General features: G+C 58.1%; 9 protein-coding genes. 5 read left to right on the forward strand and 4 right to left on the reverse strand.

What is annotated here, in order from left to right:
- Window positions 1-5: 5 nt before the first annotated feature.
- The 3 genes from M2366_RS06850 to M2366_RS06860 form a co-directional block, all read right to left on the reverse strand.
- Complete coding sequence (locus tag M2366_RS06850) at window positions 6-11,183, reverse strand: VCBS domain-containing protein (RefSeq protein ID WP_259269274.1); 11,178 nt, start codon at window positions 11,181-11,183, stop codon at window positions 6-8.
- Between the two features lie 140 nt (window positions 11,184-11,323).
- The gene (locus tag M2366_RS06855; RefSeq protein WP_224430914.1) at window positions 11,324-12,685 is read right to left on the reverse strand and encodes an ATP-binding protein; all 1,362 of its coding nucleotides are present in this window, start codon (window positions 12,683-12,685) and stop codon (window positions 11,324-11,326) included.
- A gap of 87 nt (window positions 12,686-12,772) precedes the next feature.
- The gene (locus tag M2366_RS06860; RefSeq protein ID WP_042040583.1) at window positions 12,773-13,447 is read right to left on the reverse strand and encodes a response regulator transcription factor; all 675 of its coding nucleotides are present in this window, start codon (window positions 13,445-13,447) and stop codon (window positions 12,773-12,775) included.
- A 547-nt stretch (window positions 13,448-13,994) separates the two neighbouring features.
- On the opposite strand from M2366_RS06860, the gene M2366_RS06865 reads away from it, so the two are divergent.
- The 5 genes from M2366_RS06865 to M2366_RS06885 all read left to right on the forward strand — a co-directional run bounded on the left by M2366_RS06865 (window position 13,995) and on the right by M2366_RS06885 (window position 16,328).
- Window positions 13,995-14,534 carry an ATP-binding protein gene (locus tag M2366_RS06865; RefSeq protein ID WP_259269275.1) on the forward strand — a complete coding sequence of 180 codons (540 nt, stop codon included), beginning with the start codon at window positions 13,995-13,997 and terminating at the stop codon, window positions 14,532-14,534.
- Window positions 14,535-14,634: 100 nt separating this feature from the next.
- Window positions 14,635-14,853 carry a DUF6500 family protein gene (locus M2366_RS06870; protein ID WP_259235629.1) on the forward strand — a complete coding sequence of 73 codons (219 nt, stop codon included), beginning with the start codon at window positions 14,635-14,637 and terminating at the stop codon, window positions 14,851-14,853.
- 125 nt (window positions 14,854-14,978) lie between these two features.
- Window positions 14,979-15,383 carry a DUF1801 domain-containing protein gene (locus M2366_RS06875; protein WP_042040580.1) on the forward strand — a complete coding sequence of 135 codons (405 nt, stop codon included), beginning with the start codon at window positions 14,979-14,981 and terminating at the stop codon, window positions 15,381-15,383.
- Between the two features lie 48 nt (window positions 15,384-15,431).
- Window positions 15,432-15,929 (forward strand): DUF2867 domain-containing protein, encoded by a 498-nt coding sequence (locus M2366_RS06880; RefSeq protein WP_259269276.1) that lies wholly within the window; start codon window positions 15,432-15,434, stop codon window positions 15,927-15,929.
- 111 nt (window positions 15,930-16,040) lie between these two features.
- Window positions 16,041-16,328, forward strand: a complete 288-nt coding sequence (locus tag M2366_RS06885; protein WP_259269277.1) for a putative quinol monooxygenase — start codon at window positions 16,041-16,043, stop codon at window positions 16,326-16,328.
- Window positions 16,329-16,517: 189 nt separating this feature from the next.
- Here the strand turns inward: M2366_RS06885 and rimO are convergent, their stop codons facing one another.
- Window positions 16,518-17,828, reverse strand: a complete 1,311-nt coding sequence (gene rimO, locus M2366_RS06890) for a 30S ribosomal protein S12 methylthiotransferase RimO (protein WP_259269278.1) — start codon at window positions 17,826-17,828, stop codon at window positions 16,518-16,520.
- Window positions 17,829-17,839 lie beyond the last annotated feature (11 nt).

Consider the following 17,839-nt stretch of genomic DNA (forward strand, 5'->3'; position numbering starts at 1 on the left):
TAGAATCAAACGCCTGAATTGGTCACAAAGGGTTGATTGTCCCCTTTGGGCTGGGCGGAACGCCCGGCGGCTTCTTGTAGTTGTCTGGTAAAGCTGTTGGCTTTGGTCGGCCGCTCGCCCTGGGACGAGGGGGCCTTCATGTCTTGTGGCGTCAGGGCAAACACCGATTCGTCACTGAGCAAGCCATCGGCATTGAGATCGACCCGGCCATGGCGGCCGAGGAAGCTGGCAAGATCCAGCTCCTGCGCCATGGCGCTCTCCTGCACGCTCTGACCGACGAAGGTACCCTCTATCTGGCCAAGGCCCTGACCGATGCTCTGGCTGCGGATCTCGGGGGGCATGCCGAAGAACAGCTGGCTGCCGTCGGAGCGATCGCCGCTGGCATCGAGCCCCAGTCCGACCCGTTGCACCACTGGGGTGATGAAGATGGCTGGCGTGATATCGGGTAGCCCCGTCTGCCGATCATTGTCTATCTCCCTGTCGAGCCGATGGGGGCCAACCCCTCCTTTTTCGGGAGGCGGCACGTAGGGCGCGGAGATGTCCAGATGGATCACCAGCTGGGCCAGGTCGGTGGCATCGCTGCCATCAATCAGGGTGTAAGTGAACACATCCTGCAGCACCTGTCCCAAACCTGCGGCGGCCAGCACTTCCCTGTTGGTCAGGTCAATGGTGTAGCTGTAACTGCCATCCCCATTGAGGGTGAGCCAGCCGTAGCGACCGGCCAGGGGTTGGCCGAGTTGACCTGCCTGGCCACTGCCGCTCTCGGTGCCACTGCGCACCCCTGTGACCCGCAGGGGATCATTGGCATCGACATCGCTGTCGTTGGGCAGCACATTGCCGGAGGTATGAGGGGGTTGAACCTGATCATTGGCGAGCGAGCTGTCATCCTGGGCGACGGGATTGTCATTGGCACCCTGGATGACGACGGTCAGCCGCGCTTCCGAGAAGGCCCCTGCCTGGTCACGCATCCGGTAGCTGAATACTTCGGTGAGGGTCTGGTTGGCCGAGCGCAGCGCCTCTACCTCGGGATTGTCATTGTCGACCAGATACTGATAGCTGCCGTCGCTATTGAGGATCAGCTGACCATAGCGCCCCTGCAGAGTCTGGCCCGCATTGACGCTGACACCGGCGGCGCTGGTGACGGTGAGCACCGCCTTGGTTTCTCCATTGGCCTGGCTGTCCACGTCGGTATCGTTATCCAGCACATTGCCACCGGGATCCAGACCGGCGCCTGTGTTGTGAACGCCACCGGTTTCAATGGCGGTGGTGGTGTCATCGACGGCGATGGGGGTGTCGTTGCTGCCGCGAATGGTCAGGGTCAGAGTGCTGGCGCTGCCGACCCCCCAGATATCTTCAATCTGATAGCTGAAGACCTCGACCAGGGTCTGATTGGGGCCGCGCAGAGCCTGCACCTCGGCCAGGCTGTTATCCAGGCTGTAGTGCCAGCTGCCATCGGCATTCATCACCAGATCCCCATAGCGACCATGCAATACGGTGCCGAGACTTGCCCCCTGGCCACTGCTGTTCTGGACCCCGGTCACCGTCAGGGCATCCCCTTCCAGATCGGTATCGTTGCCAAGCACGTTGCCACTGGGATCAAGACCCGGCTGGCCGTTATTGAGCCCACCTGCCTCTATCACCTGAGCCTGATCCGGGTTGGCGACGGGGGCATCGTTGCGTCCCCGTATGATGATGCTGAGCTGGGCCAGGTCGACGCCGCCAGCGAGATCCTGTGCCTGATAGGTGAAGTTGTCTCTCAGGGTCTGCAGGGGGGCCAGGCCTTGCACATCGCCATTGTTGATATCCAGCACATATTGGTAGTGGCCGTCGAGGTAGAGCGTCAGGGTGCCGTACTGGCCGGTCAAGACCAGAGGGGAGCCTTGAGTGACGGGGGCCAGGCTGCCACCGGCCTGCTCTTCACCGGTGCGGCCTGCCGTCAGGGTCAGGCTGTCCCCCTGATCGACATCTCTGTCATTGGTAAGCAGATTGCCACTGGGGTTGCTGACATTGCCTGCGCCATTGTCGGCCACGGCGATACCGATATTGTTCTGGGCCAGGGGGGCATCGTTGGCCCCTTCGATGCGGATGGTCAGATTGGCCGCGCTGGTGACACCACTGGCATCGCCCATGCTGTAGCTGAAACGGTCTATCAGGATATCGGCGCTGGTACGCAGGGCTTGCACCGCCGCCAGGCTGTTGTCGATCACATAGGTGTAGCTGCCGTTGGCGTTGAGGGTGAGCCAGCCATAGGTGCCTCTGAGCTGGTTGCCCAGCGTTCCCGTGGTGCCCGCGCCCGTGGTGGTACCGGTACGTACTGTATTGACAGTTTTCGTCTCGCTGCCATTGGCCGAATCGGGGTCAGTGTCGTTGTCCAGCACATTGCCGGTGGCATTGTTGCCTGGGGTGGTGTTGTTGACACCCCCCGCCTCGACGGCTGTGCCGGTATCATTGGCTGCCACCGGTGTGTCATTGCGGCCCTGAATGGTGATGGTCAGAGTCGACGCGCTGACCAAGCCAGCCAGATCCCTCATCTGATAGTCGAATACCTCGCTGAGCGTCTCCCCTGGCCGCAGCTTTTGCACATCGGCATTGCTGTTGTCGAGTACATAGCTGTAACTGCCATCCGCGTTGAGGGTAAGGGTGCCATAGAGCCCGTTGAGGGCCGTGCCGGGGGCGGCGTTGTTGCCAGTGAAACTGACGCCGGTGACGGTGGGTTGCTCACCGTAGCGATCCGGATCCGTGTCGTTGCTGAGCACATTGCCGGTTGGGTTGCTACCTGCGGTACCATTGTTGAGGCCACCGGCCTCGATGGCGGTGCCTGCATCGGCGACGGCAGTGGGGGCATCATTGGCCCCCTGAATGGTGATGGTGATGTTGGCCGAACTGCTGGCGCCATTGGCATCAACCATGGTGTAGCTAAAGCCGTCACTCAGGGTATTGCCCGACAGGCGCAGGGCCTGCACCGTCGCCAGGCTGTTATCGACCTCATAGGTGTAGTTGCCATCACTGTTGAGGGTGAGCCAGCCGTAGGTGCCCCTGAGCGGACTGCCCAGGGTGCCCGCGGTGCCACTGCCGGTGCTCACTGTCGTGACACTCTGACGCTCATCGACGTTGGCGGACTCGGGGTCGGTGTCGTTGCCCAGCACATTGCCGGTGGCATTGCTGCCCAGGGTGGCGTTATTGACGCCTCCCGCCTCGACTGCTGTGCCGGTATCATTGACTGCTACCGGGCTGTCATTACGCCCTTCAATGGTGATGGTCAGGGTCGAGGCGCTGATCTGGCCGCCCAGATCCGTTATCTGGTAGTCGAAGAGCTCGGTGAGGGTTTCCCCTGGCAGCAGCTTTTGTACGTCGGCATTGCTGTTGTCGAGTACATAGCGATAACTGCCATCCGCGTTGAGGGTGAGGGTGCCATAGAGCCCGTTGAGGGCTGTGCCGGGGGCGGCGTTGCTGGCACCGAAACTGGCGCCGGTCACGGTGAGCTGCTCACCATTTTGATCCGGATCCGTGTCGTTGCCGAGCACATTGCCGACTGGATTGGTGCCAGCGATGCCGTTGTTGAGGCCGCCCGCCTCGATGGCGGTGCCTGCATCGGCGACGGCCGTGGGGGCATCGTTGGCCCCCTGAAGGGTGATGGTGATGTTGGCCTGGCTGGTGGCGCCTGCGGCATCGATCAAGGTATAGGTAAAGCTGTCTGTCAGGGTATTGCCCAACAGGCGCAGAGCCTGCACCGCCGCCAGGCTGTTATCTATCTCATAGTCATAACTGCCGTTGGCATTGAGGGTGAGCCAGCCATAGGTGCCCTTGAGCGGGTTGCCCAGGGTGCCAGCGGTGCCCGTGCCGCTGGTAGTACCGGTGCGCACCGCGCTGACGGTTTGGGTCTCGTTGAGGTTGCTTGCATCCGGGTCTGTGTCATTGTCGAGCACATTGCCGCTGGCATCGCTGCCCGGCGTGGCATTGTTGATCCCTCCCGCCTCGACGGCCGACCCCGTATCATCCACCGCCACGGGGGCATCGTTGGTGCCATTGATGGTGATGACCAGGGCGGCGATATCATTGAGGTTGCCAAGATCCGTGGCTCTGTAGCTGAAGGTCTCGGTGAGGGTGTCTCCTGCCCGCAGTGCCTGGACGGTGGCATTGCTGTTGTCAATCACGTAGCGATAGCTGCCATCGGCACCCAGGGTCAGGGTGCCGTACAGACCGATGATCACGGCGCCATTGGCGCTGGTGCTGCCTGCTGGCACGTCGGTTATCTGGCTGAGATTGGTGTCCGGCCCCAGAGCCACCTTGCTGACGTGGCTGCTGTCCCCGCTATCGATGTCGCTGTCGTTGCCCAGCACATTGCCGGTGGCATTGGTGCCTGCCTGGCCGACTCCCTGCTCGGTGGCACTGCCGATGTCATCGCTGGCCACAGGGGCATCGTTGGCCCCCTGGATGGTGATGATGAGACTGGCCTGGCTGCTGGCACCGTCGATATCCAGCAGTTGATAATCGAACTGCTCGGTCAGGGTGTCGCCACTGAGCCGCAGGGCCTCCACCTCTGGATTGCTGTTGTCGACCACATAACGGTAACCGCCCCCGGTCAACAGATAGAGGGTGCCGTATTTGCCCTCAACAGTGACGGGATTATCGACCGAGTTTGGGGTGGCACTGTTGCCGGTGGCCACACTGGCAACCAGTCCCAGGTGCAAGATGTCGCCATTGGTGGCGATATCCACATCGGTGTCATTGCTGATCAGGTTTCCCTGAGGGTCATTGCCAGGCACTGTGTTGGCCGTACCACCGGCCTCGATGGCGGTGGCGCTGTCGTTGTTGGCAACGGGGGTGTCATTGACCGGATTGATGGTGATGAGGATGCTGGTGGTGGCAGTCAGGGCATCCTCGGCGTTGCCGGGAGTGCCGTCACCATCGAGCTTGTCACCAAACTGGCCATTGTCATTGACCAGGACAGAGAGGGTATCAGTGCCGTTGAAATCCTGATTGCCACGGTAGTTGAGGGTCAGCAGGGCGGCATTGAGGGCGGCCAAATTGCCGGTCAGCACCAGCTGGGCGCCGCCATTATTGGTGACGACATTCAGGCCAGTCGCACTGCCCAGAGAAAGCACCCCATGACCCACTGTCAGGGTGAGGGTCAGGGCGCCGCTGCCCGCATCTATGTCGGCGACCGAGAGGCCAACCAGCGCCAGGTCGAGATCCTCATCCACGCTCTGGGCAGGGGTGGTGTTGCCCAGGGTGGGGGCATCGTTGAGTTCCACATAACCGATATTGGCCCCATCTTCATACTGGCCAGTGTTTATCCCTGATTCGGTGAGCGCTATGCCAACCTGACCCAGGTCGCCACCATCGCTGTCGATGCGGACCTGCAAGGTGCCCGCGCTGGCATCGGTGATGGTGGTGCCAGCCGGTCCGTCGAGGCGATAGACGCCCGAAGGCAGTATGCCGAATGAGAAGTGGCCGCTGCCATCCGTAGTGGTGACAAAGCTCTGGTTATCACCAGTGGTGGTCAAGTCGTTATCCAAGCCGCCCCAGACCAGGGTCACCGTCTGATTGGCAAGCCCCGGGCCATCGGGGCTGGTGCTGGCGGTGGCGCTGGCAGTGTCATTCCAGAGGGTGCCGCTGATGATCCCGAGCCCGGCTGCGCTGGTGAGCACGTAGTTGTTGAGGGTATTGCCCTGACCATCCTGGCCGGTACGCTCGCCGCCGGCGGTACCGTCAACGCCAACGTTGTCGCCACCCCAGGTTGTGAAGCTGTCCGGCAGGCTGGACCAGCTCAGGCTGGCATCGGTGCCGGCAATGGTCGCGCCGTTTGGCAAGTCGACCTGATAGACCAGGGTCACCTTGGCCCCTGCATCCAACTGAGAGAAGTCGACGGCAAAACTGCCCCCTTGGGTGACACTGATGATGACGCCGGGTGGCAGACCAAAGTTGTTGCCGCTGTCGCTGCTGTCATAGGTATACGTTGTACCGCCCAGCTCTATGATCAGGCTGTTGAGGGCATAGTTGCTGCCACCGGGGAAACCATCGGTCAGGCGAGGCTCGAAGGCGGTCATGCCCCCATTCTGCTCGAAGCTTATCTGCACCACGGCGCTGCCGGTATTGCCTGCCGGGTTGGGGTTAAAGGCGATCACCTCTTTGTCGAGGTTGGCAAAACCAGGCTCAATGATGTCCTGATAGACCACTTGGCTGATACCGCGCTGCACCAGGTTGTCGGGATCGACACCAATATAATCCTTGGCGCTGACCTCAAGCTGGGTACCAGCCTGGTTGCCCAGGCTGTTATCGACCCGCACGTTGAACTCGATGGCGATCCCTTCCTGATCGAGATCGGCATCGAGGTTACTGATGTCGCCCAACCGGAAGATAATGGTCTGGTTGCCATCGGCATCGGTCACTATCTCTATCTGGCCAGCGGCCAGCAGCCCGGTTAACTCGTTGGCCAGGGTGGAGGAGATAGCCTGGGCGGCGCTGCTGGTCTCGTCGCCAGTGACATCGGCACCCGTGATGGCGGTGCCGCTCAAGCTGCTGGTCAGACCGCCATTGGAGATGAGGGCGAGGCGCACCTGATCCTTGTCGATGAAGCTGAGCCCCTTGGGCAGGCTTATCCGCAATTCATAGTTGTCATTCTCCCCTTGCGGGAGCAGGGCCACCACCTTGTAGCGGATGATCTCGCCGACCGTGACCTGTTCATGGCTGGCATTGGTGGCACCACCGCCGGTTTCGGTGACACCACCCACCCGGGAGATAAAGATGCCGCTGGCGATGGGGATCAGCCCCTGGCTGACGGCTCGATAGTCATTGAGCACGTCACTACCCGGTACACCATCGGCGCCGGTGCGCTCACCGGCGGGGTCGGCGCTGGTGCCGACACTGCCATCGAGGCTGGTCCATTGGACTTCGACCTGGTTGGGAAGCTGGGCCAAGTTGGTGGCGCTGGCATTGACTACCCCGCTGATCACCAGGGTCAGTTGCTTGCCCACGGCGATATCGAGATTGGCATTGGCCTTGGTCTGCAATTGGCCGCCCACTATCTCGAACTGGCTGCTGACATCGACGCCATCATAGATGACCGAGTCCAGGCTGTAGTTGCTGAGCTGGCTGGGCAGCAGATCGCTCAAGCGGATGTCGAAGGCATCCAGAGGCCCATTGTTGCTGATCACTATCTTGACACTGACGTCATCCCCTTGCTGGAAGCCATAGGGCGGCGGCGTGATCAGCAGGTCCTGGCTGACGGTGAGCTTGGGCTCCTGAATAATGGCATTGGGGGCCGGGGTCGCAGTGATGTCTCGCACCAGTGCCGCACCACCGGCTAGGTCGCCATCGGGATCCTGATAGTGCAGGACGGCGCCATTGCTGAGGGTGGTGCCGTCCTGATTGCTGAGCACGTTATCGGCGATGAGCCTGACCCTGATGGTGAAGCTGTTGTTCCCTGCGTTGTCATCGGCATTGGCGCCGCTGACACTGAAGCTGAAACGGGCATCGACACCGTTGCTGCCGATAGTCCCCCCTATTCCACTGAGGAGAGGGTCACTGACCGAGCCGCCAAATCCGGTGAGGATCAGGTCATAACCCTTGCCGCCGTTGTAGCTGGTATCGAGCTTGAAGCCGGGCGGAATGAGGTTGTCAATGTTGAGCTGCTGGGTGCTGCCCTCGGGCAGGGTCACCACTATGTCGTAACCCATGCTCTCGCCAATCACCAGATTGGCGCCCGAGGTATGGCCCGCGCTGGAGGCGTTGCCTGCATTGCCGCCGGTGAAATCGATGCTGATGGTGGGGGCGGCGACTTGCTCGCTTGCCGTCTCCGTCAAGTCGGTGGGGGTGAAGTCATCACCGTTATCAATGCTGGCATAGTTGCTCAGCACAGCGCTGGTCTCCAGGGTGCTGCTGGCATTGATGTTGTCGGCAACCGTCACATCGTAAGTGATGATCACCAGGTTGCTGCCAGCCAGGTCGGCAGCGGTGCCATCGCGTCCTGCCAGCAAGGTGGCTTGCCCCCCCGCATCGAGGAAGCTGATGGTGTTGCCGTTCACCTGATAATCGGTACCCAGTACAAGCAGGCTGCCATCTCCACGGTAGATCTTCAGATTGGCATCGGCCAGGGTGCCATTCAGGAAGGAGAGGCCGGCGGGCAGATTGATGCTGGTGACGACATCGAAGGCGCCGCCACCACCGCGGTTTTCAATGGCGGTCGCCAGGCGCAGGGCATCACCGCCATCTATGCCACTGACATTGCCATTCACCGCATTGATATCGGTGACTGTGCCAGTGAAGGGCATGCCGCCACTGCCCGGTTGATGCCAGCTACCCGTGGTACCGCTCACCGTGCCGTTGTTCGATGAGACGACACCGTGGCCGATGGCGAGATCCGGTTCGGCGATGGAGGTAATGACGGTGACGTCCGAACTGCTGAGCTGGGTCTTGTCGAGGGTGGTCACCTGACTCGACTGGGCCAGCACATCGAGCTCGCGCTGGTCGGCAAAGGGTTGATCGCCAACGGTGAGGGTGAACTGTATTTCGATGCGGGTGCCGTTCAGATCACTGGTGTCATAGCTACCGAAGTCGAAGATGAGCGAGTTGCCCGGCCCATTGGTGACACTGATGATATTGCCCAGGTTGGTGTCACCGCTGCCGAAGTGCCATTGGCCGACGCCGCTGCCTTCGGACCAGTTGATGCCGCTGAGATCGAACAGGGGCAGGGGCAGATAGGCGGTGAGTTTGAACTGTTCATAGTCCCCGGTCACCAGATCGTAACTGAGCTGGAAGGTGACCTCGTCGCCGGGGTGCAGCTCGACGGCGCCTCCGGGATTCGCGCCCCCATTGATATCGACCAGATCGATGACAACCTGGCTGGTGGGGATGCGGGTGGTGGTCTGGGAGCTGTCGGACTCGCTACCGCCGGTCAGGTTGATGCTGCTTTCGACTATGGTGGCGGTGACGCTGGCGCTGTTGCCAATGGCATCCCCCTCATTGATCTCGCTCTGGGGATTACCGGCCGGGGGGGTATAGCGTTGGCTGATCAGGGCGCTGTAGCTCAGCAGCGCCAGGGTGGCACCCTGCTGCTGACTGTCATTCAGGGCAAGATCGCCGGCCAGCCAGCTGATGAGTTGATTGGCATTGGCCAGGGACTGGCCGATGTCGAAGGTGATGCTGGTGGTGCCATCGGCATTGAGGGTGGCAGTGTAGACCAGGGTGATGGTCTCGCCTGTGGCGCTGCCATTGCGAAACAGGGTCAGGGTCGGGACACCGGTCAGGGTCTGACCATCACTCAGGGTGTCGGTGACCACAAACTGACCTTCGCCGAAGGTGGTTTTGCCAAAGGCAAAGTAATCAGACAGTGCCATATTGACCCTGTAATCCAGGGTATCTCCCGGACTGATGCCCGCCTTGCCGCCATCGACGCTCAAGGTGACATCTTTTTGCAGGGTGATGGAGCGGGCAGTGAAGGTCACTGTGTCACCTTGGCCTGCAAAATCGATGCTGGTGGCCGGTGCCGTGACATCCCGGCCATCGAGAGGCACCCACTCACCCTTGCCAGTGGGAGCGTCGATCACTATCTGCACCGCATCGCCGCTGTTGGGGTCTATCACCTGCTCACCATTGGCATCGGTATCGGGCACGTAGAACTTGACCTGCGTGTCGGTCGCCATTGTCAGCGTGCTGTATTCGACCGTGAAGGCGCTGATAAAGAGGCTGTCACTATTGATGGCGGCATCCATCAGGGCCGGGTTGGTGATGACGCGACCATCGGAGAGGGTGATGGAGGTCAGGGTGCCATTGGCACCAGGGATGATGGCAGTCACCTGCATATTAGGCGGCAGAGTCTGGCTGATAACCACATTGCTCAAGGGCTGGCCATCGGCCGGGATGGCGGTCAGGGTCAGGGTATGGTTGAAGTTGGGCCCGGTGGCGGTCTCTCCTTCGCGCATATCAAGGCTCTGCTCGAAGCTGATAACCGTCGGGTTGACCACAAAGGTATGAATGCTGCTCTCGACCAGGCTGGGGTCAGCCTGGGGGTTGTTGAGGGAGTCATTGCCGAACTGGAAGCCACTGCGCGTCCCTATGGTCAGGGCTGGCGAGCCATTGGAGTAGCTGGTATCGGCCAGATTGCTCAGACGCGCCGTGACATCGATGGCGATGTCCGGCTGCCCCTGGCTCAGGCTGCCAAAGGGGATCTCCAGCACTATCATGGTATCCCCGGCCCTGAGCCCGACATCGCTGGCCCTGATGATGAGCGGATTACCATTGTTGTCGACCGCGAGGGGATGAGTCGCGTTGCCCGAGGCATCGAAGGTGACCTGATGGAACTTCAGGGTCTGATCCAGGTAGGTTGCCTTGACGAAACTGATGCCATCGTCGCCATCCTTGCCGGTGCTGGGCAGATAGAGATCCACATAGGGGGCATAGCCTACCTGGCTGGATCCGTTGCTGAGGTTAACGGTGAATTCGAAGCTGTCACCGAGCAGCACATCCGAACTGCCCTGGCTCAGGCTGGTCTCGGGACTGGCATTGGCAAGCAGGCTGTCAAAAGCTTGTACGGCCTCCCGGCTGAGGGCCAGGGGTTGTTCGATGAGGCCGCTACGCACCTCCAGATCCCAATCGCCACCCTTCTCCCTGGCGCCGGTATCATCGCTGGAGGCCGCTACATCGGCACCGGTCCACTTGGCCAGGGCGCTGACCAAGGCCTGACCCGCATCGCCCGCACCGACTCTGCAACCGTACAGCTGAATATCTGCATCATCGCTCAGATGGCTTTGCCAGCCTTGCAACTGTTGGGAGACGCTGGTCAGGCTATCGGCCGTGAGGGTGCGATCCCCCAGAGTGAACTGTCCGGCGGCGCCGTGGGAGAGGATCTGGATGGCATCGACCTGGCCCAGCTCGGCCAGTTTGGCGCCTATGGCACTCAGGGCGTCGGTGTTGCTGTCGATGACAAGCAGGCTGACGTTGCTGCCGAGGTGCTTGGTCAGCTCGCTGGCCTGCTCGATACGGGCATCGACGACCAGCAACTGGCGGGGTTGGCCGCTTTGATTCGGCTCGGCGTGATCAGGCGCTGTCTGGGATGCGTCCTGATTATCCTGGCTCTGATGGTCAACGGCGACGGCGGCTGCGCCATCGAACAGAATGCGTGGCTCCAGGGCCAGCATCTGTTGATGGGGTCTGAGAATTGCAGATGAAAAGGGCTTGGCCATGGCTATCGCTTCCGTGCGGCAGAGAATGGCTCTAGTTATGTCACATATAGGGTACATTTTCCACGCTCCACATGGAGCAATTTTGCATAAGATTGTGGCTTAACGCCTTGTTTTCAGGTCATAAAATCTTCAAATGTGAATCATTGAGGCAGTTTCAGCTGAAATCTGGCCCCGCCGAGGGGGGATTCATCCACCCGGATTTCGCCGCCATAGCTGTGCACTATCTCGGTGACCACGGCCAAGCCAATGCCCTGACCCGGCGAGGTGTCGGCGCGCACCCCTCGTTGGAATATCTGCTGCGACTTGCTCGGCTCTATGCCTGGGCCATCATCCTCGACCTCGATCAGCAAGCCATTGTCCTGACGGCGCACCTGGACCCGGATCTCGCTGATGGCGAACTTGCAGGCGTTATCGAGCAGGTTGCCCATCAGCTCCATCAGATCCCCCTGTTCCCCATGGAAGAAGACGTCGTCGTCAAACAGGAAACGGGTCTGCAGCTTCTTGTGGCGGTACACCTTGGCGAGGCTGGCCAGCAGTTTTTCGATGAGCGGCACGGGTTCTGTCCCCTTGCCAGCGAGGCGTTTTCGGCCAGTCACGGCTCGGCGCAGCTGATACTGGACCATCTGATCCATGGTTAAAATTTGTTCATTGATGTTTTCGTGCAACTCCTTGCTCATTGCGACATCTTGCGTCGTCATCTGTATGAGCGCTAATCGGGTCTTCAAACTGTGGGCGAGATCATTGAGGGCATGCTGGTAGCGCAGGGTCTGCTGGCGTTCGTTCTCCAGCAGCTGATTGACGGAGCCGGTGAGGGGAGCCAGCTCGCGCTCGTAATCTTGTGACAGGGCATCCCGTTTGCCTGCGCGGATTTCATCGAGCTGGCGCGCCATGGCGCGCAGTGAGGAGAGGCTCCAGAAACTGGTGAGTAGCAGCAGGGCACCGAGCAGGGCATAGGCGAGCAGTGCCTGACGCATGCACTGGTAGAGGTAATCTTGTACCTGCTGTTGATACGAGGTGGCCGAATCAATCATCACCACGTAATAGGTGACGGGGCCCTGGCCATGGTTGCGCATGAAACGCAGGCTGTAGATGAAGTAGCTGTTGCCGCTCTTGATGGTGATCAGCTTGAAGAAGTAGTCATGATCCATCTTGCCGAGGTAGTTCATCAGATCCTGACACAGGGTCGGTTTGGCCTCGAGCACCTCGGGATTGTGCAGACTGGCCCAGCTTATCTGACCATCTGCGCGGCAGATCATGGTGTCTAGTCTCGGATCGGCAGCATTCTTGTCCAGGGTATCGAACCCGGCCTGGCCCTGATTATCGGGCAGTTTGGAAGAGAACAGCTTGGAGAGGTTCTCCTGCATCTGGGTGCTGGTTTGTTTGACGAGCTCTTCCTGTTTGGCCAGGTAGAGGGCATAGACGGCAAAGGCCAGAATGAGCGCGATGACCAGCATGGTGCTCAACATCAGCTTGGCCAGCAGAGAGCGGCGGATCAACGGCATGGGCTGGCCTCGGTGAGAGTCTGGGGATGGGCTCGCGATGCCAGGGGCTCACCTGGTTGGACAGTGAGAGACAAGGCGAGAGCCATCTTAGCTGCAGGAGAGATTGAAGATGTAACCCTGGCGACGGATGGTGGAGATGGGTTGTATCTCGCCATCAGGATCCAGCTTCTTGCGCAGCCGACTCACCATCACCTCTATGGTATTGGGGTCACCTTCCCCATCGCCATAGAGCTGGTCGAGCAGCTGCTGCTTGGAGACCACCTGGCGGGCATTGCGCATCAGGTATTCCAGGATCAGATATTCAAAGCTGGTCAGCACCACCACCTCCCCGGCGATGGTCAGCTCCTTGCGCGACAGATCCAGTTCGTAATCCCCCCCTTGCACCTTGGGCGAGATAAAACCGGCGCTGCGCCGCACCAGGGCATTGAGCCGGGCCAGCAGTTCATCTTTCTGGAAGGGTTTGACCAGATAGTCGTCGGCCCCCGCCTCGAGCCCCTCGACCTTGTCTTGCCAGTTGCCGCGGGCGGTCAACACTATGATGGGGAAGGCGATCTGCCGCTCTCTGAGGGTGCGGATCAACTGCAGACCATCCATGTCCGGCAGGCCGAGATCGATGATGGCCACATCGATGGGGTAATCCTCGGCATAGTGTAACGCCACCTGGGCGCTGTCGGTGCCATGCACCTGATTCTGCGCCTCGCCGAGCAGGGTAGTGAGATGATGATTGAGCAGCTTGTCGTCTTCGACTAACAGAATTTTCATAAGATGTTCGTGCATGAGATCCGAGACGCCAATTAGAGGGGTTTAAGCTGGGAGAGTCAATTCAGATGGTAGCGGATAGGGCCTGTATTGAGACTGAATCGGCACTAATTGTGAACTGGATAACAGGGACAGGGGGCAGTATTCAGACCCCTGAGCGCACGGTCTGATTGCCCGGACTCTCACCATCTGGCACGCCAGCGCCTTCGGTCGGTCAATCTGCTATTGATCCGGCTCGGATTTTCGCCTCTTCCCGCTTCCCTCCGTCAGGCGGGCCGTTATGATAGCCATTTGGTAACCAATGTTCGGGCATGAGGTTGTCCGTTGGCATGGCCAATACGCATCATGACGCCAATCATGCAAAACGTGAGACAGGCCATAAAAAAATCGACACGTGGTTATAAATAATGCCCACGACATGGTTTATGACATGTCCGGGGAATGTATTGCTAGACAGATCCTTGAAATATATGCACTGTTTTGTATGTAGATGAGTGATATTTATTTTCTCAGGGCAACTGAAATCTGATTGGCGTTCATGGAGGCATGATTGAATCATTTAATCGTTTTTACCGGAGGGCCAGGGTCAGGAAAAACAACGACTATTGATTGCTTGAAGGCTCTCGGTTACCAGTGCGTGGATGAAGTGGGTCGCAAGGTCATCTTGCAACAACTTGCGATAGATGGGTGTGCGTTACCCTGGATGGATAAGGTCGCCTTTCGCGATGAGATGATACGAGAAGAGTTGGAATGTTTCAGCCACCATCAAGGCAACCAAGGCCTGGTATTCTTTGATAGAGGTATTATCGACTCATATGCCTATTCAAAACTCGAAGGGCTGCCGATACCCAGTGCATTGTTGAACACATGCCATCTTGCTAGATATCACATTGATGTGTTTATCTTCCCGCCGTGGGAGTCCATCTATTCTAATGATTCAGAGCGTAAGCAGAGTTATGCCGAAGCTGTTGATACTTACCTGGAAATGGTCGCTGCATACCAGACTTTTGGTTACTCGTTAATTGAAGTGCCAAAGGCCTCGGTACCCGAGCGTGTGGAGTTTATTTTACAGTCACTGGCGGCAACCTAACGGTGGTTAAGTCAAGGCGGCATCATACAGATGAAATATTGCATCCTTGTTAACGACAAGCAGTGGTGCAGGAATATACAATATAATAGCCGGAGACTGCATGCGAGAAAGCTTGAAAAGAAAATTCGTTGAGGTATGCGACAAGAAAATTGCCAGCAAGGGACCAGGGGTGGGTCTGTCATTCTATGCTTTCTTCGCAAACAGGAATGATGATCCCGAATTACTTATGGAGGCGGCCACCTGGTGGATAATGACGCATCGGCTCGATCATTTTGAAAAGGCAACGAAGATAAAAGACCTGGTTCTGTCCAGTAAATAGCGCCAATATCTCTGACCTGCTCTCAGGGGGTCAAGGAAGAATATTTAAAATAAGCGTATGATAGAAAGGCGCTATACGCTATAAGCACACTATGACAGCTAGTTATTTGATGTGGCAGGATGCTTATGAATTCAGATATCCAGGAGAAATTTGATGGCTACCCGACAGAGGCAAGGCAGCAGCTTGAGCGCGTTCGTCAGCTTATTCTGGACTCTGCGATTGAAAACCAGTTAGGGGAGGTTGAAGAGTGCCTCAAGTGGGGGGAGGCGAGTTACCTCGTCAGAGGGGGGACGACCATTCGAATCGATTGGCAGCCAAAGGATCCGCATGTCATCAAAGTATTTTTTCACTGCCAAACACGGCTGATTGAAACCTTCAGAGAAATTTATCCAGGCATCTTCTGCTTTGAGGGAAAGAGAGCCATTATAGTGCCGCTGACTACCAATATTGAGCAGATACCATTAAGGCATTGCATTGTATTGGCGCTCAAATATCACAGCCTTAAGGGGCTTCCTCTTCTGGGGGCCTGATCTGACTGTGCCTCTATTATATCAATGTCATTTAACATCGAGGTCTCAATGGATATTCCAAAACAGTCAATAATTCAGGGTTATATGGAAAACGCATATTTCTGCGACACCCATACGACTGAAATAGATTATAAAAATCAATCGGCATTGGATATTTATCATGCTGTTGCAAAAGGCACCCCAGCCTGGATTGATTGGTTAATGTCATTGAGGAATTCGACGGTATCATTCTTTGGTTTGAAAGAACTTGGGGGCATGACGAGTGTCGACGCCGGCAAAGCCAGCAGCGAATACAAATATGGTGATGTTGTCGGGATTTTTAGTATATTGCAAAACACTCAACATGAAGTCATTCTGGAAGACCGTGACAAACACCTGGATGTAAAGGTGTCGTTTCTTGTCACTCCAAATGGCGACAAGGCAACAGTACATGTGACTACGGTCGTTCATATAAACAATACCTTAGGTAAAGTTTATATGTTCTTTGTCACGCCCATGCATAAAATAATTGTGCCTCACTCATTGAAGAGTCTGTCGTTGGCTTAGTGAACCAGCTGTTTAAATTACATTGGCTGCTGTTATCGTAAAGTCATTCTTTGCTGTACGGTTCCTATGTGGCGCACTGAGAATACGGTCAGCCCTGAGGTATTTGTCACCATGTTGAAAGTGATTGCACAAGATTTTATACACCTGGACCACATCGATGATGTCATGCCACTCTATCGAGAGTTGATAGAAAAAACGCGACAAGAACCGCGCTGTATCTCTTACGAGCTGTGTATTAACCAGAAGGATCCCGGACATTTCATCTTCATGGAGGAGTGGCCAGATAGAGCGGCCCTGGATGCTCATTGCAATACCGAGCACTTCAAGCGGTTGGTGCCGATGATCAATCAACATCAGCGACAGGCGGAAAGTTTCATTCTGATGGATCCATTCAAGTAAGAAGGCGCAATCTTGGGCCTGCTGCCGACTCAATCACTGTGTCGTCCATCTGGACAATTAACGGGGCACAACGTCGGGTGATGATCCTTCCCCTGTTCGAGGCGGCCATGCAGAGAGACAAAAGAGCCAGTCAGTGTTCGCTGACTGGCTCTTGATTGATGCCTGGTTTACAGGTGTTTGGGGCTGGGATCAGCCTACCAGACTGGCCCAGAGGTCATATTCGTCCGCTTCATCGATGCGGACCTTGACCATGTCGCCCGCTTTGAGGCCGGTTTCACCATTGAGATAGACCAGGCCGTCGATCTCGGGGGCGTCGGCGAAGGAGCGGCCGGTGGCCCCCTCTTCGTCCACTTCGTCGATGAGCACCGTCATCTCCTGGCCGACCTTGCGGGCCAGCTTGCGGATGGAGACCTGCTGTTGCAGCTCCATGAAGCGCACGAAGCGCTCTTCCTGGATATCTGCCGGCACCGGATCCGGCAGCTCGTTGGCCTTGGCGCCATCAACCGGGCTGTATTTGAAGCAGCCGACCCGGTCCAGCTCCGCCTTGTCGATGAAGTCCAGCAGCATCTGGAACTCTTCTTCGGTCTCGCCGGGGAAGCCGACGATGAAGGTGGAGCGCAGGGTGATCTCGGGGCAGATCTCGCGCCACTTCTGGATACGCTCCAGGGTGCGCTCGACGGTACCCGGGCGTTTCATCAGCTTCAGGATGCGCGGGCTGGCGTGTTGCAGCGGGATGTCCAGGTAGGGCAGTACCTTGCCGTCGCGCATCAGCGGGATGACGTCGTCCACGTGGGGGTAGGGGTAGACGTAGTGCAGGCGTACCCAGATGTCGAGCTTGGCCAGCTCTTCACACAGGGCCACCATGCTGGTCTTGACCGGCATGCCATCAAAGAAACCGGTGCGGTGCTTGACGTCCACGCCGTAGGCGGAGGTGTCCTGGGAGATCACCAGCAGCTCCTTGACGCCAGCCTCTTTCAGACGCTTGGCCTCGGCCAGCACGTCGCCGATGGGACGGCTCACCAGATCCCCGCGCATGGAGGGGATGATGCAGAAGGTGCAGCGGTGGTTGCAGCCTTCGGAGATCTTGAGATAGGCGTAGTGACGCGGAGTCAGCTTGACGCCGTGGGCCGGCACCAGGCTGGTGAAGGGGTTGTGGGTCGGCTTGGCCACGTATTTGTGGACATGACCGAGCACCTCTTCATAGGCATGAGGGCCGGTGATCTCGAGCACCTTGGGGTGGATCTCGCGGATCTGATCCACCTTGGCGCCGAGGCAACCGGTGACGATGACCTTGCCGTTCTCGGCCAGGGCCTCACCGATCGCTTCGAGGGATTCTTGTACCGCGCTGTCGATGAAACCGCAGGTGTTGACTACTACCAGCTCGGCATCGTCATAGCTGGGCACCACATCGTACCCTTCGGTACGCAGCTGGGTCAGGATGCGCTCGGAATCGACCAGATTTTTGGGGCAACCCAATGATAAAAAACCAATCTTAGGCATTTTTTTGTACT

It is taken from the genome of Aeromonas sp. BIGb0405 (genome assembly GCF_024807335.1).
Lineage (GTDB): Bacteria > Pseudomonadota > Gammaproteobacteria > Enterobacterales > Aeromonadaceae > Aeromonas > Aeromonas rivuli.